This window comes from Halobellus sp. EA9, from assembly GCF_051195055.1.
GTDB classification, from domain to species: domain Archaea; phylum Halobacteriota; class Halobacteria; order Halobacteriales; family Haloferacaceae; genus Haloquadratum; species Haloquadratum rubicundus.
The window spans coordinates 115,686-136,384 of record NZ_JBNTJW010000002.1; the positions used below are offsets into that span (position 1 = coordinate 115,686).

Annotated in this window: 17 protein-coding genes; 12 read left to right on the forward strand and 5 right to left on the reverse strand. The window is 68.6% G+C overall.

What is annotated here, in order from left to right:
- Positions 1–133 precede the first annotated feature (133 nt).
- From ACQUQ0_RS03435 to ACQUQ0_RS03450, 4 genes are all read right to left on the reverse strand, one after another.
- Positions 134–1,720 carry a preprotein translocase subunit SecD gene (locus ACQUQ0_RS03435; protein WP_435183187.1) on the reverse strand — a complete coding sequence of 529 codons (1,587 nt, stop codon included), beginning with the start codon at positions 1,718–1,720 and terminating at the stop codon, positions 134–136.
- On the reverse strand, positions 1,720–2,607 hold the full coding sequence (secF, locus tag ACQUQ0_RS03440) for a protein translocase subunit SecF (protein ID WP_435183189.1): 888 nt from the start codon (positions 2,605–2,607) through the stop codon (positions 1,720–1,722). The genes ACQUQ0_RS03435 and secF overlap by 1 nt, the downstream gene beginning before the upstream one ends.
- 91 nt (positions 2,608–2,698) lie before the next feature.
- The gene (locus ACQUQ0_RS03445; RefSeq protein ID WP_435183190.1) at positions 2,699–3,190 is read right to left on the reverse strand and encodes a DUF5812 family protein; all 492 of its coding nucleotides are present in this window, start codon (positions 3,188–3,190) and stop codon (positions 2,699–2,701) included.
- A gap of 69 nt (positions 3,191–3,259) precedes the next feature.
- Positions 3,260–3,793: a hypothetical protein gene (locus ACQUQ0_RS03450; protein ID WP_435183191.1), complete on the reverse strand. Its 534-nt coding sequence runs from the start codon at positions 3,791–3,793 to the stop codon at positions 3,260–3,262.
- Between the two features lie 112 nt (positions 3,794–3,905).
- Here ACQUQ0_RS03450 and ACQUQ0_RS03455 point away from each other — a divergent pair, with 112 nt between their 5' ends.
- From ACQUQ0_RS03455 to ACQUQ0_RS03500, 10 genes are all read left to right on the forward strand, one after another.
- Positions 3,906–5,198 (forward strand): glucose-6-phosphate isomerase, encoded by a 1,293-nt coding sequence (locus ACQUQ0_RS03455; RefSeq protein WP_435183193.1) that lies wholly within the window; start codon positions 3,906–3,908, stop codon positions 5,196–5,198.
- A 350-nt stretch (positions 5,199–5,548) separates the two neighbouring features.
- On the forward strand, positions 5,549–5,776 hold the full coding sequence (locus ACQUQ0_RS03460) for a DNA-directed RNA polymerase subunit H (protein WP_435183196.1): 228 nt from the start codon (positions 5,549–5,551) through the stop codon (positions 5,774–5,776).
- Complete coding sequence (locus ACQUQ0_RS03465) at positions 5,773–7,341, forward strand: DNA-directed RNA polymerase subunit B'' (RefSeq protein WP_372386483.1); 1,569 nt, start codon at positions 5,773–5,775, stop codon at positions 7,339–7,341. The genes ACQUQ0_RS03460 and ACQUQ0_RS03465 overlap by 4 nt, the downstream gene beginning before the upstream one ends.
- Before the next feature lies 1 nt (position 7,342).
- Positions 7,343–9,172: a DNA-directed RNA polymerase subunit B gene (gene rpoB, locus ACQUQ0_RS03470; protein ID WP_372386482.1), complete on the forward strand. Its 1,830-nt coding sequence runs from the start codon at positions 7,343–7,345 to the stop codon at positions 9,170–9,172.
- A gap of 10 nt (positions 9,173–9,182) precedes the next feature.
- Entirely contained in the window at positions 9,183–12,107 is a 2,925-nt protein-coding gene (locus ACQUQ0_RS03475; RefSeq protein ID WP_435183481.1) for a DNA-directed RNA polymerase subunit A', read from the forward strand.
- Entirely contained in the window at positions 12,100–13,347 is a 1,248-nt protein-coding gene (gene rpoA2 / locus ACQUQ0_RS03480) for a DNA-directed RNA polymerase subunit A'' (protein WP_435183198.1), read from the forward strand. The genes ACQUQ0_RS03475 and rpoA2 overlap by 8 nt, the downstream gene beginning before the upstream one ends.
- A gap of 5 nt (positions 13,348–13,352) precedes the next feature.
- Positions 13,353–13,775 (forward strand): NusA-like transcription termination signal-binding factor, encoded by a 423-nt coding sequence (locus tag ACQUQ0_RS03485; protein WP_435183200.1) that lies wholly within the window; start codon positions 13,353–13,355, stop codon positions 13,773–13,775.
- A gap of 71 nt (positions 13,776–13,846) precedes the next feature.
- Positions 13,847–14,818 carry a mechanosensitive ion channel family protein gene (locus tag ACQUQ0_RS03490; protein WP_435183202.1) on the forward strand — a complete coding sequence of 324 codons (972 nt, stop codon included), beginning with the start codon at positions 13,847–13,849 and terminating at the stop codon, positions 14,816–14,818.
- Between the two features lie 179 nt (positions 14,819–14,997).
- Positions 14,998–15,426, forward strand: a complete 429-nt coding sequence (locus ACQUQ0_RS03495) for a 30S ribosomal protein S12 (protein WP_372386477.1) — start codon at positions 14,998–15,000, stop codon at positions 15,424–15,426.
- A 1-nt stretch (position 15,427) separates the two neighbouring features.
- Positions 15,428–16,042 (forward strand): 30S ribosomal protein S7, encoded by a 615-nt coding sequence (locus ACQUQ0_RS03500; RefSeq protein WP_372386476.1) that lies wholly within the window; start codon positions 15,428–15,430, stop codon positions 16,040–16,042.
- Positions 16,043–16,143: 101 nt separating this feature from the next.
- Here the strand turns inward: ACQUQ0_RS03500 and ACQUQ0_RS03505 are convergent, their stop codons facing one another.
- Positions 16,144–16,911: a DUF5781 family protein gene (locus ACQUQ0_RS03505; RefSeq protein WP_435183203.1), complete on the reverse strand. Its 768-nt coding sequence runs from the start codon at positions 16,909–16,911 to the stop codon at positions 16,144–16,146.
- Positions 16,912–17,111: 200 nt separating this feature from the next.
- Here ACQUQ0_RS03505 and ACQUQ0_RS03510 point away from each other — a divergent pair, with 200 nt between their 5' ends.
- Positions 17,112–19,301 carry an elongation factor EF-2 gene (locus ACQUQ0_RS03510; protein WP_435183205.1) on the forward strand — a complete coding sequence of 730 codons (2,190 nt, stop codon included), beginning with the start codon at positions 17,112–17,114 and terminating at the stop codon, positions 19,299–19,301.
- Between the two features lie 142 nt (positions 19,302–19,443).
- Entirely contained in the window at positions 19,444–20,568 is a 1,125-nt protein-coding gene (locus ACQUQ0_RS03515; RefSeq protein WP_435183206.1) for a sensor histidine kinase, read from the forward strand.
- Positions 20,569–20,699: the final 131 nt, after the last annotated feature.

A 20,699-nucleotide genomic window follows, 5' to 3' on the forward strand; every position in this document is an offset into this window, starting at 1 on the left:
AGCGTCCGGCATCGGTCGTCGCCCGGTACGGTTTAACTTTGAAGCGCGTTCGCATTTAAACAGGCGCCTATTCTCATAGGGTGGGAGCCGTCCGGCGACTCGGCTCCCGCTCCGAGCGGGAGTGGCCGACCGCTCAGCGGTCGACCGTCGTCAGCGCCCGGAGGATGTCGCCGTAGGCCGGCCGGGTGATGAGCACCCCGACGAGGACGCCGAGGATGGTGAAGATGGCGAAGCCCTGGAGGTCGCCGAGCGAGAGGATCGCCAGCGGCGACATCGCGAGGATGGTCGTCGCCGCCGCCGCGCCGATCACCCAGAACGCCTTCCGGAAGCGCGACTGGAAGACGCGTCTGGAGTTGATATCACCTTCGGCCATCACCTCGTCGGCGATGATGATCAGGTCGTCGACGCCGGTCCCGATCACCGCGATGAAGCCGGCGATGACAGAGAGGTCAAGCGGGTAGCCGATCCCGGCGGCGAACCCGAGCAGGATGACGACCTCCGAGAGCGCCGTCACGATCATCGGCGCCGCGACGCGGGCGTCGCTGTAGCGGACGAACACGACGCCGCTGACCGCGAGCACGGCGATGATCCCGGTGATGAGCGAATTGACGCGGAAGTCCGCGCCCTGGCTCGGCGAGATGTACGAGACCGTCCCGCCGCTGTCCTGCGAGAAGTCCAGTCGGGCGGGGAGCGCGCCCGCGCGGAGGTTGATCGAGACCTGCTGGGCCTCGGAGATGTTCGTGGTCTGGAGCTGGAACACGGGGTCCTGCGCCCAGGCGCCGCTCCGGAGCGTGTCGGCGAGGCCGGGACTCATCCCGAAAGCGTTCGTCACCTCGCCGTTGACGACGAGCAGGAGACACGGCTCGGTGCCGTTGGGGTTCCGCTGGTAAGTACAGCGCGTCCCGCCCTGCTGGGCGAGTCCGGTTTCGACCATCGCCTGCTGGAAGTCGTCCGCAACGGACTCCTTGACCGTGACCGGAACGTACGCGCCGGTGCCCTGGCCCTCCTGTGCGGTCCCGATGCTCTGGAAGTCGTCCTGCTGGAGGACGACCTCTCGGGTGTAATTCCCGTTCGTGGGGTAGTACGCCTCGATCACGACCGTCCCGCGTTCGGCGACCAGCTCGCGGACCTGCGACGCGTCCTGGTTCGGGACCTCGACGAGGATGTAGTGTTCGCCCTGCGCGGTCGTCACCTGCTGGACGGTCCCGCCGGAGAGGCCTGCCTCGTTGATCTTGTTCTGGAGGATGCGCACGACTTCCTGGCGCGTCGCCCCGGTGACGCCGTCGCGGACCGTCTCGTAGGCGTACCCCGCGGCATCGAGCGCCGCGGCGAGTTCGTCGGTGGTGACGCCCTCGGCGGTCACCTCGACGGTCGCTCCCGTGCCCGCCTGCGACTGCTGTCCGCCCTGCCCCCCGGCCGGCCGGGCGATGACGTCCGCGGGTCCGGCGTCTTCCAACTCCGCCGCGACGGCCTGTTCGACGGCTCGGGCGCTATCGCCGCCGAAATCGACGCCCTCGGCGGTCACGCCGACGAGCGGGGCGCGGACCCGCGTTCCGCCGGAGAGTTCGAGGCCGTACTTGAGGTTCGTGATCCCGCTCGTGGCGGCGTTGCCGCTGCCGCCGCCCTCGGCCGCGAGCGTCGGCGAGAAGAGCGCGAACCCCGAGATCAGGATGAACACGACGAGCAGGAGGACCCGCCAGTTGTCGCGGAGGTCGACCATCAGCGGGACACCCCCTCGAACTTGTACCAGCGGAGCAGGCTCAGATTCAGGAGGTAGGTGTTCATCAGGTCCGCGGCGAGCCCGAAGACGAGGACGGTGCCGATCGCCGCCAGGAGCTGGATCCCGAACAGCGTCGCCGTGATCGTCATCACGATCATCGCGGCGATCGACGTCAGCGTCATCGTCACGCCCGTTCGCATCGCGCGGTAAGTCGACTCGTAGAAGTCGCCCGAGCGGCGGAGGATGTGGTTGTTCAGGAGGATGTCGGAGTCGACGGAGTACCCGATGAGCATCAACAGCGCCGCGACCGTCCCCAGAGACAGTTCGATCCCGAGGACGTTCATCAGGGCGACCGGGATGACGATGTCGGAGAACGCCGAGAGCACGACCGCGACCGAGGGGACGAACACGCGGAACATCGCGAAGACGAGCACGCTCATCCCGAGGAAGGCGACCGCCAGGCCGCCGAGCGCGAGCACCTGTGTGTTCGCGCCGAAGCTCGCCGAGACCGAGGAGATGGACAGTACGTCGAGTCCCGCTGCCTCGGCCTGTCGCTCCAGTTCCGTGGCGCTCACGCCGCTGGTGCCGGCCTCCGACTGGAACGTCACGATGTAGACGTTCTGGGCCGGCACCGAGCGGATCGACTCGGGCTCGGCCGAGAAGGCGTCTCTGATCTGCTGTTCGGCCGCGGACTGTGGCCCGTCGATCGCCACCTGTACCTCCGTCCCGCCGGTGAACGCGATGCCCTGATTCACCGGCGACCCCGTCATCACGTACCAGCCCGCGATGACGAGGAGCGCCACCACCAGGACGGCGAGCGGGATCGCCGCCAGCTGGCGGTTCGTGTACCGGGTGTAATCGACCTCCGGTACCGTAAACTCGACCATAGATGCCGGTGGAGAGCCGCGCCGAATAAGCCTTCTTATGCTCGACTCTGCGAGCCACGACCGGGTTCGCCCCTCCGGTGTCCGTCCCGAACTACGGCATGTACCGCACCGAGAGCACGCCCGGCGACGAGCGGATCTCGACCCGGTCCACGTCGAGCCGGGCGGCCCGCGAGAGCAGCCCCTCCTCGTCGTCGAGGACGTCGTCGACGGCCGCCTCGGTGTCGCCCTCGGGAACGGTGATGATGTGGATCTCGCCGTCGCCGGCGCGCGGCTCCCGCGTGAGCTCGCCGACCTCCTGGGACGCGGCGATCTCCTCGCTGTTGGCGGTCGGCGGCTCCTCGCTCCGCTCGACCGACAGCGACCGCCGCGAGACCGTCTCGACGAGCCGGTAGGAGACGTTCATCGGCGGATCCGGCGAGACGGCGCCCTCGACGACGTCGTTGCGCTCGACGCCGGGGTTCGACGACAGCGTGTGGACCTGTCCGCTCTCGACGTTCTTCAGGACCGCCGAGGCGTCGTCCGCGGCGGTCACGAGGAAGGTGCCCTCGATCCGCTCTTCGCTCGTGGGATCGGCGTCAGTCATCGCCCGCCGGTAGACGGCCGGCGCACTTGCGGGTTTCGTCGCGGGCTCGGCGACGAGCGCCGGCTCGCATCAGCGGAAGAGCCAGTGGGCGACCCCGACGAGCGACGCACCCGAGAGCGGGACGATCCACGAGAGGACGGGCGGGATCGCGTACAGCGCGGCGATCGCCGGGGCGAAGATCCCCGACGGCGCCGGCCGGGCCACCGTCTCGCCGTCCAGCGTGAACGTCTCCGGCATCGACGCGACCAGGCCGAGGTACAGCGACAGCAGGAAGACGAACCCCGCGACCGCGAGCGCGGCCTCGTGGCGCGCCGACGCCCCGACGTTCTTCCGCCGCCGACGCGCGACGACGAGCGTCGGCGCGACGGCCGGGAGGACGACGAGCAGGCCGATCACGACGTAGAACGCCCGCGAGAGCGTGAGCGACCCGCCCTGGACCGCCGCGGTCTGGCCGATGAGGACGACCAGCGCGATGCCGACGAAGAGGCCGATGAGGGCGATGGCGAGCGCGCTCACGACGACGTAGAGTTTGAACAGCCGCGACTCGCTGGCCCGGAAGGCGTAGGGATACGCGCCGACGACGCCGCCGTAGTCGGATGCCATCGGCCGCCGTAGGGCGCGCGGGCGTTTCAACGGACCGGTCCGGCGCGCTCGCGACCTCGCCCGGCGCGCCTCCAACCGACCGCTTTTTCGCCCGGCGCGGTAGTGGACGCGTATGCACGTCGATCTCGGCAGCGCGCTCGATGCGACCCCGGGCGTCTCGCGGGCGTCGCTCGAACGGCTCGACGAACAGGTGGCGACGGCCCACGAGCGGATCGAGGCCGGTCGCCGGAACGCCGAACACGGCTACGCGGCGCTGAATCTCCCCGACACCGTCGACCTCGACGCGATCAGGAGCGCCGTCGCGCCCTTCGACGATCCGGCCGCCGTGCTGACGGTCGGCATCGGCGGGAGCGCGCTGGGCGCGGCGACGTTCGCCGACGCGCTCTCGGATCCGTCGGATCCGGACGCGTACTTCCTCGACAACGTCGACCCCGAGCACGTCTCCGAACTCCTGGCGTCGTTACCGCTCGACCGGACGGTCTTGAACGTGGTTTCCAAATCGGGGACGACGGCGGAGACGCTCGCGAACTTCCTCGTCGTCCGCGACGCGATGGCGGACGCGGGCGTCGACTGGACCGAACGGACGTTCGTCACCACCGGCGACGAGGGGAACCTCCGCGGGCTGGCGGCCGAACACGACCTCCCGTCGCTTCCGGTCCCCGAGGGCGTCCCCGGGCGGTTCTCGGCGCTCTCGACGGTCGGGCTCGCCGTCGCGGCGATCCAGGGCCACGACCTCGACGTCATCAGGGACGGCGCGACCGAGGCGGCGGACGGACTCTCCGGGTCGCTGTTCGAGACGCCCGCCTACGCGTACGGCGCGACCGCGTACGCGCTCGCCGGACGCGGCGCGCTCATGAACGCGATGATGCCCTACGCCGAGCGCCTGGAGACGTTCGCCGAGTGGTTCGCGCAGCTGTGGGCCGAGAGCCTGGGCAAGGACGGGCTCGGACAGACGCCGGCGCGGGCGCTCGGCGCGACCGACCAGCACTCCCAGCTCCAGCTCTACCGCGCCGGGCCGCGGGACAAGCTCGTCACGCTCGTCCGGCCGCGGGAGCGCGTCGACCGCGACATCCCCGAGACCGACCTCGACGGGCTGGCGTACCTCGGCGGCTCCTCGCTCGGCGACCTGCTCGACGCCGAGTTCGAGGCGACGGAGGCCAGCCTCGCGGCGTCGGGCGTGCCGGCGATCCGGGTCGAGATCGATGCGGTCGACGAGCGGAGCCTCGGCTCGCTGCTCTACGAAATGGAGGCCGCCTGCGTGCTCTACGGCGAGCTGGCGTCGGTGTCGACGTTCACCCAGCCGGCGGTGGAGTGGGGGAAACGCGCCGCTCGCGGCCTGCTCGGCGGCGGTGACTTCGAGGAGGCCGAAGCGGTCGACGACCGGACGAGCCTCGTCGTCGAGTAGCGGCCGGACGCGGGGCTCGGCTGGAAAAAAGGGCGAACAGCCGGCACCACCGCGCCCGCGCCGACGTACCGGACACCCGCAGCCCGACGCGGGACCGCTCTCAGGTCACGGGGCTGCTGGCCGCGTGTTCGTATATAAAATCGTGCCGCGGTCACGTCGCCGCCCCCGCGCTCGCCGCAACATCTATATCCACGACGTTCGTGTTTCGATCCAACACGGGTGTTTGGTCCCCCGTGGCGGTGAGCCGCGCTTCTCCGACTCGGAGTTGGCAAGCGTTAAATGGCTCCCAGTCGAACCGGGCTGTAGTATCCCGTGAGAACTTCTTCACCACCCACACCCCATCACAAGACATGGTAGACGTAAGCCAACACGAGCTCGTCCCAGAGCACACGCTCATCGATGAGGAGGAGGTCGAGTCGATGCTGACGCAGTACGACGTCAAGCGCACCGATCTCCCGAAGATCAAGCGGCGCGACCCGGCGCTCCCCGACGAGGCCGAGCCCGGCGACGTCGTCGAGATCGTCCGCGACTCCCGAACCACAGACAAAGCGGTATCCTACCGACTGGTGATCGAATGAACCGACAGGACCGACGCGTCGTCTCGCGCGAGTACTTCTCCGAGGAACGGCTCGCAGAACACCACTTCCGCTCGTTCAACAACTTCCTGGAGCGGGGGATGCAGGACGTCGTCACCGAGAAGGAACGCATCGAGACCGACATCGGCGACAAGGAGGGCGAAGAGCCCGTCTTCGTCGAGCTCGGCGACGTCCGCGTCGAGACCCCGCGCGTCCGCGAGGCCGACGGCTCCGAGGAACTGCTGTTCCCGCAGGAGGCCCGCCTCCGGAACATCACCTACGCCGCGCCGGTGTTTATGGAGATGTCCATCGTGCGCGGCGGCGAGGAAGAAGAGGAGGTCGTCGTCGACACCACCGAGACGAAGGTCGGCCGGATGCCGATTATGGTCGGCTCGACGAAGTGCAACATCGCCGGCCTGTCCGACGAGGACCTGATCGAGATCGGCGAGGACCCCGTCGACCCCGGCGGCTACTTCATCGTCAACGGCTCCGAGCGGGTGCTGATGACGAGCGAGGACCTCGCGCCCAACAAGATCCTCGCGGAGTACGACTCCAAGTACGGCGACGAGATCCAGGTCGCGAAGACGTTCTCCCAGCGCCGCGGGTACCGCGCGCTGGTGCTCTGTGAGCGCAACCGCGAGGGGCTGCTCGAAGTCTCTTTCCCCTCGGTCTCCGGCTCGGTGAACTTCGTGACGCTCGTCCGCGCGCTCGGGCTCGAATCCGACGAGGAGATCGTCCACCGCGTCTCCGACGACCCCGAGATCGTGAAGTTCATGCTCGAAAACCTGGAGGAGGCCGACGTCCAGACCGAAGAGGAGGCCATCGAGACGCTCGGCAAGCGCGTCGCCGGCGGCCAGGGCAAGAACTACCAGCTCAAGCGGGCGAACTACGTCATCGACCGCTACCTCCTCCCCCACCTCCACGAGGACGGCGTCGACGACGAGGACGTCCGCATCAACAAGGCGTACTACCTCTGCCGGATGGCCGAGGCCTGCTTCGAGCTCGCGCTCGGTCGCCGCGAGTCCGACGACAAGGACCACTACGCCAACAAGCGCCTGAAGGTCTCGGGCGACCTGATGAAGGACCTCTTCCGGACGGCGCTGAACAAGCTCGCCCGCGACGTGAAGTACCAGCTCGAACGGGCGAACATGCGGAACCGCCAGCTCACGGTCAACACCGTCGTCCGCTCGGACGTGCTCACAGAGCGGCTCGAACACCCGATCGCGACGGGCAACTGGGTGGGCGGCCGCTCCGGCGTCTCCCAGCTCGTCGACCGGACGGACTACATGGGCGTGCTCTCGCACCTCCGGCGGCTCCGGAGCCCGCTGTCGCGGAGTCAGCCGCACTTCGAGGCGCGCGACCTGCACGCGACCCAGTGGGGTCGAATCTGCCCCTCCGAGACCCCCGAGGGGCCGAACTGCGGACTGGTGAAGAACTTCGCACAGGCGATGGAGCTCTCGCAGAACATCGAGGACGAACAGGCCCTCAAGCGCGAACTGGCGTCGATGGGCGTCGAAGGAATCCCCGGCATCGAGGGGCCGGCAACCGGAACACCCGCGGACGACTAACATGGCTCAGGCACAACGCGAGGCGAAAGTCTACGTCAACGGTAGTCTGGTCGGGACCCATCCCGACCCCGAACAGCTCGCAGAACAGATCCGAGAGGCGCGGCGTCGCGGCGACGTCAGCGAGATGGTCAACGTCTCGGTGAAAGAGCGGACCCGCGAGGTCATCGTCAACGCCGACGCCGGGCGGGCGCGGCGCCCGCTGATCGTCGTCGAGAACGGCGAACCGCTGCTCGGCGACGACGAGATCCAGGCGGTCAAGGAGGGCGCCTTAGAGTTCGAGGACCTCGTCGACCGCGGCTACGTCGAGTTCATCGACGCCGAGGAGGAAGAGGACATCTACGTCGCCGTCGACGAAGACGAGGTCACAGAGGATCACACGCACCTCGAAATCGACCCGCAGCTCATCTTCGGCATCGGCGCGGGGATGATCCCCTACCCCGAGCACAACGCCTCGCCCCGGATTACGATGGGCGCGGGGATGATGAAGCAGTCCCTCGGGCTCCCGGCGGCGAACTACCGCATCCGGCCCGACACGCGCCAGCACCTCCTCCACTACCCGCAGCTGTCGATGGTCAAGACCCAGACCACAGAACAGATCGGGTTCGACGAGCGGCCGGCGGCGCAGAACTTCGTCGTCGCCGTGATGTCGTATGAAGGCTTCAACATCGAGGACGCGCTGGTGATGAATCAGGGCTCGGTCGACCGCGCGATGGCGCGCTCGCACTTCTTCCGGACCTACGAGGGCGAAGAGCGCCGCTACCCTGGCGGTCAGGAGGACCGCTTCGAGATCCCGAGCCAGGACGTCCGCGGCGCCCGCGGCGAGGACGCCTACACCCACCTCGACGAGGACGGCCTCGTCAACCCCGAAACCCGGGTCGACGAGAACTCCGTCCTCCTCGGGAAGACGTCGCCGCCGCGCTTCCTCGAAGAGCCCGACGATATGGGCGGGCTCTCGCCGCAGAAGCGACGCGAGACCTCCGTGACGATGCGCTCGGGCGAGTCTGGCGTCGTCGACACGGTCACGCTGATGGAGGGCGAGGACGGCTCCAAACTGGCGAAGGTCTCCGTCCGCGACCAGCGGATCCCCGAACTCGGGGACAAGTTCGCGTCCCGCCACGGTCAGAAGGGCGTCGTCGGCCACCTCGCGCCCCAGGAGGACATGCCGTTCACCGAGGAGGGCGTTGTGCCCGACCTCGTGTTGAACCCCCACGCGCTGCCGTCGCGGATGACGGTCGGCCACGTCCTGGAGATGCTCGGCGGCAAGGTCGGCGCGCTCGAAGGCCGCCGCGTCGACGGCACCGCCTTCCAGGGCGAAGACGAAGAGGAACTCCGGGGCGCGCTCGAAGACCACGGCTTCAAGTCCTCCGGCAAAGAGGTGATGTACTCCGGCGTCACCGGCGAGAAGATCGAGGCCGAGATCTTCGTCGGGACCATCTTCTACCACAAGCTGTACCACATGGTGAGCAACAAGCTGCACGCCCGCTCGCGCGGGCCGGTGCAGGTGCTCACCCGCCAGCCCACCGAGGGGCGCGCCCGCGAGGGCGGCCTCCGGCTGGGCGAGATGGAGCGCGACACCGTCATCGGCCACGGGGCCGCGATGGTGTTGCAGGAGCGCCTGCTCGACTCCTCGGACAAGGAGACGGTGTACATCTCCGCGGACACGGGGATGGTCGCCGTCGAGGACCGCGGCCAGCGCCGCATCTACGACCCCGTCACCGGCGACGAGGACGACATCCACGAGATCGAGATCAGCTACGCGTTCAAGCTCCTCCTCGACGAGATGATCGCGCTCGGCATCCGACCGCGACTGGACCTCGAAGACGCAGTCTAACACAATGTCAATGCAGACACCCAAAGAGATCGGCGCCATCCAGTTCGGGCTGATGGACCCCGAGACGTACCGCGATATGTCCGCGACGAAGATCATCACCGCGGACACCTACGACGACGACGGCTACCCCATCGACATGGGCCTGATGGACCCCCGGCTGGGCGTCATCGACCCCGGCCTGGAGTGCCGCACCTGCGGGTCGCACTCGGGCTCGTGTAACGGCCACTTCGGCCACATCGAGCTCGCCGCGCCCGTCATCCACGTCGGCTTCACCAAGCTCATCCGCCGCCTGCTCCGCTCGACCTGTCGGGAGTGCGGTCGCCTCTCGCTGACGGCCGACGAGCAGGACGAGTACCGCGACGCGCTCCAGCGCAACGAGGAGCTCGGCGAGGACTGGACCGACGTGTTGAAGTCGGCCGTGCGCCAGGCGCGGAAGGCGGGCCGCTGCCCGCACTGCGGCGCGCCCCAGCACGACATCAAACACGAGAAGCCGACCACCTACTACGAGGTCCAGGACGTCCTCGCGGGCGACTACTCCGAGCGCATCGCCTCGGCGATGCAGCCCGACGACGACGGCGACGGCGGCGTCTCCCCGGCGGAGCTCGCCGAGGAGAGCGGCCTCGACGTCAGCCGCGTGAACGACATCCTCTCCGGGGAGTTCCGCCCCGTCGGCGACGACAGAAAGAAGATCGAGAAGGCGCTCGACGTCGACCTCACCGAGGAGGACATGAACAAGCTCATGCCCTCGGACATCCGCGACTGGTTCGAGGACATCCCCGACGAGGACATCGAGACCCTCGGGATCGACCCGAGCCGCTCGCGCCCCGAGTGGATGATCCTGACCGTCCTGCCGGTCCCGCCGGTCACCGCGCGGCCGTCGATCACCCTCGACAACGGCCAGCGCTCCGAGGACGACCTCACCCACAAGCTCGTCGACATCATCCGGATCAATCAGCGGTTTATGGAGAACCGCGAGGCCGGCGCGCCCCAGCTGATCATCGAGGACCTCTGGGAGTTGCTCCAGTACCACGTCACGACCTTCATCGACAACGAGATCTCGGGCACGCCGCCGGCGCGACACCGCTCCGGCCGGCCGCTCAAGACCCTGAGCCAGCGCCTGAAGGGCAAGGAGGGTCGCTTCCGCGGGTCGCTGTCGGGCAAGCGCGTGAACTTCTCCGCGCGGACCGTCATCTCGCCGGACCCGACCCTCTCGCTCAACGAGGTCGGCGTCCCCGAGCGCGTCGCCCGCGAGATGACCCAGACGATGAACGTCTCCGAGCGGAACCTCGACCGGGCCAAGCAGTACGTCCGCAACGGCCCGGAGGGTCACCCCGGCGCCAACTACGTCAAGCGCCCCGACGGGCGCCGACTGAAGGTGACCGAGAAGAACTGCGAGGAGCTCGCCGAGAAGATCGACGCCGGCTGGGAGGTCAACCGCCACCTGATCGACGGCGACATCGTGATCTTCAACCGCCAGCCGTCGCTCCACCGGATGTCGATTATGGCCCACGAGGTCGTCGTGATGCCGTACAAGACCTTCCGGCTCAACACCGTCGTCTGCCCGCCGTACAACGCCGACTTCGACGGCGACGAGATGAACATGCACGCGCTCCAGACCGAGGAGTCGCGCGCGGAGGCCCGCGTCCTGATGCGCGTCCAAGAGCAGATGCTCAGCCCGCGCTTCGGCGAGAACATCATCGGCGCGATCCAGGACCACATCTCGGGCACCTACCTCCTCACGAACGGCAACCCCGAGTTCACCGAGACGCAGGCGCTCGACCTGCTCCGGGCGACGAGCATCGACACGCTCCCCGATCCGGTCGGCGAGGACGAGACCGGCGAGCCCTACTGGACCGGCCGCCAGCTCTTCAGCGAGCTCCTGCCGGACGACCTGAACCTCGAGTTCACCTCCTCGGCCGGCGACGAGGTCGTCATCGAGGACGGGCGGCTCGTCTCGGGGACGATCGACGAGGACGCCGTCGGCGCCTTCGGCGGCGAGGTCGTCGACACCCTGGCGAAGCTCCACTCGAAGACCCGCGCCCGCGTGTTCGTCAACGAGGTCGCCTCGCTGGCGATGCGCGCGATTATGCACTTCGGCTTCTCGATCGGGATCGACGACGAGTCCATCCCGGACGAGGCCACAGCGCAGGTCGACGAGGCGATCGGCAGCGCCTACGACCGCGTCCAGGAGCTCATCGAGATCTACGAGGCCGGCGAGCTCGAATCGCTCCCCGGCCGGACGGTCGACGAGACCCTGGAGATGAAGATTATGCAGCAGCTCGGCAAGGCCCGCGACTCCGCGGGCGAGATCGCCGAGGACCACTTCAGCGACGACAACCCCGCCGTGGTGATGGCCCGCTCCGGCGCGCGTGGCTCGATGCTGAACCTCACGCAGATGGCCGGCTGCGTCGGCCAGCAGGCCGTCCGCGGCGAGCGGATCAACCGCGGCTACGAGGGGCGGACCCTCAGCCACTACAAGCCGGACGACCTCTCGGCGGAGGCCCACGGCTTCGTCGAGAACAGCTACCGCGGCGGGCTGACCCCGCGGGAGTTCTTCTTCCACGCGATGGGCGGCCGCGAGGGCTTGGTCGACACGGCCGTCCGGACCTCCAAGTCCGGGTACCTCCAGCGCCGGCTGATCAACGCCCTCTCCGAGCTGGAAGCGCAGTACGACGGCACCGTCCGCGACACCTCGGGGACGGTCGTCCAGTTCGAGTTCGGCGAGGACGGCACCTCGCCCGTGAAGGTCTCCTCCTCGGAGGAGAACCCGATCGACGTCGAGAACATCGCCGACCGCATCCTCGACGCGGAGTTCGACTCCGAGGCGGAAAAGGAGCAGTTCCTCGGCCGGCAGGAGCGGCCGACGAACATCTCCGAGTACGCCGGGCCGGGCCTCGACAAGGCCCAGAGTCTGGAGGTGGAGTCCGATGACTGAGGAGTACGACCACGTCACAGACGACATCGAGGCGATCGTGCGGGACTACGGTCTGCCCGAGAGCCTCCGGCACCGCATCTACGAGACGATCGAAGAGCGCGAGGGCGTCACCACGGAGCAGGCCGACGAGATCGCCCAGGCGATCCACTCGCGGTACGAGGACTCCCGCGTCGACGCCCACGACCCCGTCGGGACCGTCTCCGCGCAGTCGATCGGCGAGCCCGGGACGCAGATGACGATGAACACGTTCCACTACGCGGGCGTCGCCGAGATCGACGTCACGCAGGGGCTGCCCCGGCTCATCGAGCTCGTGGACGCCCGGAAGACCCCTGACACGCCGATGATGACGGTCCACCTCGAAGACGAGTACGCCGAGAACCGCGAGCGCGCCCACGAGGTCGTCTGGCAGATGGAGGCGACGAAGATCCTCGCGCTCGGCGACATCTCGACGAACGTCGCGGATATGATCGTCCAGGTCGACCTCAACGAGGACACGCTGGACGAGCGGTGGCCGACCGTCGACGACGTCGACACCGTCGCCCAGGAGATCGCCGAGACGATCGAGGACGCCCTCGGCGTCGACACCCGTCGGTCGGAGACGGTCATCGAGTTCGGCCCCGACGAGCCGAGCTACCGGCGGCTCCTCCAGCTGGTCGAAGAGCTCCGCGACATCGTGTTCAAGGGGCTGGAGGACATCTCCCGCGTCGTCATCCGCAAGGAGGACAACGAGCGGACCGACGGCGAGGAGTTCGTCCTCTACACCGAGGGGTCGGCCTTCGGCGACGTGCTCTCGATCGAGGGCGTCGACGCCTCCCGCACCACGAGCAACAACATCCACGAGATCTACCGCAACCTCGGGATCGAGGCGGCCCGCGAGGCGATCATCGACGAGACGATGGAGACCCTGCGCGAGCAGGGCCTCGACGACGTGAACGTCCGGCACCTGATGCTCGTCGCGGACATCATGACGAACCGCGGCGAGATCGAATCGATCGGGCGCCACGGCATCTCGGGCTCGAAGGACTCCGTGCTCGCGCGGGCGGCCTTCGAGGTGACGGTCAATCACCTGCTCGACGCTGCGGTCCACGGCGAGGAGGACGACCTCGACGGCGTTATCGAGAACGTCATCGTCGGCAAGCCCGTCTCGATCGGCACCGGCGACGTCGACCTCCGGATGGGCTCGCTCAAGGCGGACGGTGGCGGCTCCTCGGCGTCGGCCCCGGACCGCGCGGACGACTGACCCCGATGCGCATCACGCTCTCCGACGAGGCGCGGCGATACATCGCCCTCTTCGAGGACGAGACGGGCGCGACGGCCCGCGATTGTCTCTGCTACGACGAGCGGGTCGTCATCCTGGTCGCGGCCGGCGAGATGGGCGCGGCGATCGGCCCAGGCGGCGCACACGTCCGGACCGTCGAGGATGCGATCGGCCGCGACGTCGAGCTCGTCGAGGACGCCGACACGCCCGCCGCGTTCGTCGAGAGCGCGCTCGCGCCCGCCGCGGTCCGGCACGTCACCCTCTCCGAGCAGGGCGGCGAGACCGTCGCCTACGTCGAGGTGCCCGAGGACGACCGCGGCGTCGCGATCGGCGCCGAGGGCAAGCACATCGAGACCGCGCGGACGCTCGCCGAGCGGCACTACGACATCGACGACATCCAGCTGACGTAGCCGGGCCGCGGGCCGAGTGGATCGGCCCTGCCGACTACACCTTTTTGTACTCGTGTCCCGCTGTCGGAGACGTGTATCAGGGACTGCTCTCCCTCGCGAGCGCGCCGCCGGCGCAATTCGTCCCTCCGGGCGCGGTCGACGGGATTGCGGGCGAGCCCTACGCCGAGATCGTGCGCGCGGTTTCGGGCTTCGCGATCGCCGCGATCGCGACGTACGCGATCGGGCGGCTGCTCGTCCTCCCGGGGGTCGTCCGGGTGGTCGTCGCGCGGAACCGGAACAACCCGACCATCGAGACGGCCGTCCAGACGTACTTCCACGCGTTCGTGATCCTCTTCGCGCTCGTCGCCGGGATCGCGGGCGCGGGCTTCGGCCGGCTCCTGACGGACCTCTCGATCGTCGCCGCCGCGCTCACCCTCGTCGTGGGCGCGTCGAGCCAGCAGGTCGTCGGCTCGCTCGTCAGCGGGCTCTTCCTCGTCGCCGACCCCGACTTCAACGTCGGCGACTGGATCGCCTGGCCCGGCGGCGAGGGCGTCGTCGAGGCGGTCGACTTCCGGGTCACTCGCGTCCGGACGCCGAACAACGAGACGGTCACCGTCCCCAACACGGAGCTGACCGCGAACACGCTCACCCGGCCGTACGGGCGCCAGCGCTACCGCGTCGACGAGGTCGTCGACGTCGCGTACGGCGACGACGCGGAGCTCGCGCTCCGGGAGCTGGTCGAGGTCGCCCGCGGCGACGACCGGATCCTCGAAGAGCCCGACCCGACCGCGCGGCTGGTCTCCTTCGAGGGGAGCTCGGTGCGCCTGCGGGCGGAGTTCTGGGTCGCCGACCCGATGGACGTCGATCTGGTGACGCTCAAATCGGACTTCCGGCGGCGCGTGAAGTCCCGCTTCGACGAGGTCGGCCTGACGCTCGGGCCGCCGTCGGGCCACGAACTCAGCGGCGAGCTGTCCGTCGACGTCGAGGGCGACGCGTCGGCCGCAGGAGAGCGGGGCTCAGCCGACGGCGCCGACGGCGACGCGACCGATTCCGACGATCGGTGAGCGCCGGCAACGACACGCTCTCTACGCCGGACAGTCGCTTTCCCCTCCGGAGCGGCGGTGGCTCGAATCCGAACGACGGCCGCAGAATCCTCCTTAGGGGTCGCTAATCGGCCCTGCGTCCGTCTCGCCGGGCTCGAAAAGGGAGGCTTAAGTAGCTCCGCCGGGAACTCCAGGTCACTATGGCGAACGGCAAGTACGCCGCGCGCAAACTCAAGCAGGACCGGCAGAAGCGACGCTGGTCCGACTCGGAGTACGCGCGCCGCGAGCGCGGTCTCGGTGCGAAGTCCGATCCCCTCGAAGGGGCCCCGCAGGGACGCGGGATCGTCCTTGAGAAGGTCGGGATCGAAGCGAAGCAGCCCAACTCGGCGATCCGAAAGTGCGTCCGGGTCCAACTGATCAAGAACGGCAAGCAGGTCACCGCCTTCTGTCCGGGCGACGGCGCGATCTCGTTCATCGACGAGCACGACGAGGTCACGATCGCCGGGATCGGCGGCGCGAAGGGTCGCGCGATGGGCGACCTCTCGGGCGTGAACTACAAGGTCGAGAAGGTCAACGGCGTCTCGCTCATCGAACTGGTCCGCGGCAACGCCGAAAAGCCGGTGCGCTAAGATGTCCGAGAGCGAATCCCCCGAACCCGACGCCCCCGCCGACAGCGAGGAAGCGGAGACGAACGCCCAGCTGTTCGGCGTCTGGGACGTCACCGAGATCGAGTACTCGGACCCCTCGACCGAGCGCTACATCAACGTCACGCCCATCGCCCACACGATGGGCCGCCACGCCTCCAAGCAGTTCAAGAAGTCCGAGATCAGCATCGTCGAGCGGCTCGTCAACCGGCTGATGCAGACCGAGGACAACACGGGCCACAAGCAGAAGACGATGAAGATCGTCAAGGAGGCCTTCGAGGAGGTCCACGAGCGCACCGAGGAGAACCCGGTGCAGGTGCTCGTGCGCGCGGTCGAGAACGCGGCGCCCCGCGAGGAGACCGTCCGCCTCAAGTACGGCGGCATCTCGGTCCCGCAGGCCGTCGACGTCGCGCCCCAGCGCCGCGTCGATCAGGCGCTGAAGTTCATCGCCGAGGGGACCCAGCGCGGCTCCTACAAGACGTCCCAGGACGCCTCCGAGGCGCTCGCGCAGGTGCTCGTCGGCGCCGCCGACTACGACGTCCAGTCGTACGCCATCGGCCAGAAGGAAGAGTCCGAGCGCGTCGCGGAAGCGGCCCGGTAGGCCGTTCGCCCTCTCGTTCGGCGTTCGGTTCGCGGTTCTCCGATTTTCTGCGATCTTCTCCGTTTCGACGCTCGATCAGCGACGGCTCCGCGCCCCTTCGGTCAGTCGGCGGCGACGTCGCCGCCGCCGCGCTCGCCGACGGCGTACGCGCGGGTCGCGTCCACGAGCGCCTTCCGGTACTCGCTGTCGGAGGGGTCCTCGCCGAGCGAGCGGAAGCGCCGCTTGAACGCCTGGAGGTCGATGCCGGGGGCGTCGTCGGCGGCCGCGTGCGCGAGGTCGTAGAGCCGGTGGTCGCGGTCGACGACGCCGTGGCGCTCGACGAGGCCGAGCGCGAACGCCGCGTTGACGGCGGTGATCTCGGGGTCCGAGCCCGCCGTCACCCGTCGGGAGTCCGGCCACGGCGAGGGGGACTCGCGGGTCGCGACAGCCCGCGCCAGCTCGGACTCCAGGAACGAGACCAGCTTCTCGGGCGGCGTCACCGAGAGCGTGATGTCGTCGGCGTAGATGTCCTTCATGTGGTTCGCGATCTGATAGCAGTGGGCGACCTTCCGGCGTTCGACGGACTCGCCGGAGAGCGCGAGAAAGAGCGCCTCTTCGGTCTGGAGGTGATGCGAGACGTGCCCCTCCTCGTTGCGGGCCATATGTGCGAGTTCGTGGACGGCGAGCTCGCGCGCCATCGCGCTCGTCGCCGCCTGCCGGGAGATGTTCAGCACGTGGCGGTCCTCGTAGTGGGCCGCCCAGGTCCGCTCGTCGGGGTCGGTCCGGACGTCGACGTACACAGGCCGGTCGAGGTCGCACTCGGTTTCGAGGAGGTCCGCCGCGCCGAGGAACGGGTCCGCCGGGACGTCGCCGCGCACTCGTAGGTCCATGCGTATCGTTCTCACGGGGTGGCCCGATAAGACTCTTACTCCGGATCGGCCCGGACGCGGGCGCTCGACCGAGTCGCCGAACGGAACCACCGAACTGTGTCAAAAGGGTGCATACCCCGCTCAGCGGCCGCCGTATCCGGCGATTCCACGGGCGGCAAAACACTACCCTTTTGACCCTCCTGCCGGTACAGGGTCACATAATGGGCCGACGAAAGAAGATCGTACAAGAGTGTGAGCAACTGATGGACAAACCGGAGCAGATCCGGAACATCGCCATCGCCGCTCACGTCGACCACGGGAAGACCACGCTGACGGACAACCTCCTCGCGGGGGCGGGAATGATCGCCGACGAGGGCGAGGCCACCCGGCTGATGATGGACACAGAGGAGGACGAACAGGAACGCGGGATCACCATCGACGCGGCGAACGTGTCGATGACCCACGAGTACGAGGACGAAAACCACCTCATCAACCTCATCGACACGCCGGGCCACGTCGACTTCGGCGGCGACGTGACCCGCGCGATGCGCGCCGTCGACGGGGCGCTCGTCGTCGTCGACGCCGTCGAGGGCGCGATGCCGCAGACCGAGACAGTCGTCCGGCAGGCGCTGCGCGAGGGCGTCAAGCCCGCGCTGTTCATCAACAAGGTCGACCGCCTCATCTCCGAGCTCCAGGAGGGGCCCCAGGAGATGCAAGAGCGGCTGATGGACGTCATCGGCGACGTCAACGAGCTCATCCGCGGGATGACCGAGGACATGGACAACGTCGACGACTGGACGGTCTCGGTCGAAGACGGGACCGTCGCCTTCGGGTCGGCCCTCTACAAGTGGGGCGTCTCCGCGCCGTCGATGGCCGAGACCGGCATCGGCTTCCCCGAGATCATCGAGATGGAGCGCAACGACCAGCGCCGCGAGCTCCACGAGAAGACGCCGCTTTCGGACGTCGTCCTCGACATGGTCGCCGAGCACTTCCCGGACCCGCTCGACGCCCAGCCCCGCCGCATCCCGCGCGTCTGGCGCGGCGACGACGACACCGACCTCGCCCGGCAGATGCGCGAGGTCGACGACGACGGCGAGGTCGTCTTTATGGTGACCGACATCTCGATGGACCCCCACGCCGGCGAGATCGCGACCGGCCGGCTGTTCAGCGGGACCCTCAAGCAGGGCCAGGAGCTCTACGTCTCAGGGACGGCGGGCAAGAACCGCGTCCAGTCCGTGGGGATCTTTATGGGCGGCGAGCGCGAGGAGCTCGACCGCGGCGTCCCCGCGGGGAACATCGCGGCCGTCACGGGCCTGCGTGACGCCATCGCCGGCTCGACGGTCTCGTCGGTGGAGATGACGCCGTTCGAGTCGATCGAGCACATCTCCGAGCCGGTCATCACGAAAAGCGTGGAGGCGAAGAACATGGACGACCTGCCGAAGCTCATCGAGACGCTCCAGCAGGTCGCCAAGGAGGACCCGACCATCCGCGTGGAGATCAACGAGGACACCGGCGAGCACCTGATCAGCGGCCAGGGCGAGCTCCACCTCGAAGTGATCACCCAGCGCATCCAGAAGAACCAGGGCATCCCGGTCCAGACCGGCGAACCGATCGTCGTCTACCGCGAGTCGCCGCAGGACGCCTCCCGCGAGGTCGAGGGCGTCTCGCCGAACCGCCACAACAAGTTCTACATCACGGTCGAACCCCTCCCGGAGGACGTCGTCGACGCGATCAAGCTCGGCGAGGCCTCGATGGACATGCCCGAACTGGAGCGCCGCGAGGCCCTCCAGGAGGCCGGGATGGACAAGGACACCTCCCAGAACGTCGAGCACATCCACGGGACGAACATCCTCATCGACGACACGAAGGGGATCCAGCACCTCAACGAGACGATGGAGCTCGTGATCGAGGGGCTCGAAGAGGCGCTCGACGACGGCCCGCTCGCCAACGAGCCGGTCCAGGGCGCGCTGCTCCGCCTCCACGACGCGAAGCTCCACGAGGACACGATCCACCGCGGTCCCGCACAGGTCATCCCCGCCGTCCGCGACGCGGTCCACCGCGCGCTGATCGACGCCGACATCAAGCTCTTGGAGCCGATCCAGAACGTCCGCATCGACGTTCCCTCCGAGCACATGGGCTCGGCGTCCGGCGAGATCCAGGGCCGTCGCGGCCGCGTCGACGACATGTTCCAGGAGGGCGACCTGATGGTCATCGAGGGCATCGCGCCCGTCGAAGAGATGATCGGGTTCTCTTCGGACATCCGCTCGGCGACGGAGGGCCGCGCCTCGTGGAACACCGAGAACGCCGGCTTCCGCGTGCTCTCGGACAACCTCCAGCGCGAGAAGATTATGGAGATCCGCGAGCGCAAGGGTATGAAGCTCGAACTCCCGCAGTCGGTCGACCAGTTCTGACGATCTGACGCCCGCGTGACTCCGCGCGTCACGCGCGCCGTCGGCCCGCGGTTCGACGCGGTTCCGCTTTTCGCGTCCGCTATCGACACCGATACTCGGCCCCATAATTTCAACCGGGTGTCCGACCAGTAACCAACAGCAGATGCGCATACAACTCCTCACGCTCCTCGATCGGGTCGGGTTCGCCTCGCCGCCGGAGTCTGTCGCTCTCGCGAGGCCCTCCGCCGTCCGGCTCCTCGCGAGCGCCATCATCTCGGCCACCGGTCTCGTCTTGCTCGTACCGAACCTCTTTCCGCTGCTTTCGGGCGGCGGCCCGCTGTCGGTCGTGCTCGGCGCGGTCGGGGGCGTCGTCTCGCTCGGCCTCGTCGCCGTCGGCGGCCTGCTGTACTACAGCGGCTTCAGCGACCGCAACGCGCTCCGGATCGCGATCTGGAACCTCCTGGGAATCGTCGTCCTCGGCGGCGTGATGCTCGCGCACGCGCACGCGCAGAACCGACTGTCGGGCGGGATCGCGCCGTCGATGTTCACCGTCGGCAACCTCCTGGCGATCGGCGCGGCGGCCCACGTCGTCATCGGCGTCTACGACGCCCGCCGGGTGCGCGCCGAACAGCTCGCCCGGGAGCGCCGCCGAACGGCCGTGCTGAACCGCGTCCTGCGGCACAACCTCCGCAACGAGGCGCAGGTGCTGGCGGGCCACGCCGACATCGTCGCGACCGTCCCGAGCGAGGAGCGGCTCAAGAAGTCCGCGGACGTGCTGAAACGCAGCGCCGAGACGGTCGGGAGCCTCGCCGACGGCGCGAAGACGATCACCCGCGAGCGGGACCGGAGCCCCGAGGAGTACCGCGAGACCGACCCGGTCGCGGTACTCGAGGGCGCGGTCGCACACGCGCGGGATCGGTTCCCCGACGCGGCGTTCTCCGTGGACGCGCCCGACGACATCGACGCGCGGGTCCGCGCGAGCGACGGCCTCCGGACGGCCCTGGACGAGCTCCTGGAGAACGCCGCCGAGCACGGCGACCCGCCGGTCGAGGCGTCGGTCCGGGTCCTCCCCGACGCGGTCGAGCTCTCGGTCTCCGACCGGGGCGACGGCATCCCGTCCCACGAGCGGGACGTCGTCGTCGGCGAGGCCGACATCACACAGCTGACCCACGGGAGCGGGCTGGGGCTGTGGGTCGCAAAGACCGTCGCCGACACCCACGGCGGCGAGATGTCGTTCACCGAACACGACGACGCGACCACGGTGACGATCTCGCTGCCGCGCATCTAGCGCGCCGGGCGAGACGCCGGCAGTTTTCGCTGCCGGCAACGCGTGCATCGACGAAGGCTTATATCGGTCCGGGAGTTGACGTTCGGGTATGTGTACGGCTTCGACCTCACGACCTCGACCCGTCGCCCGGA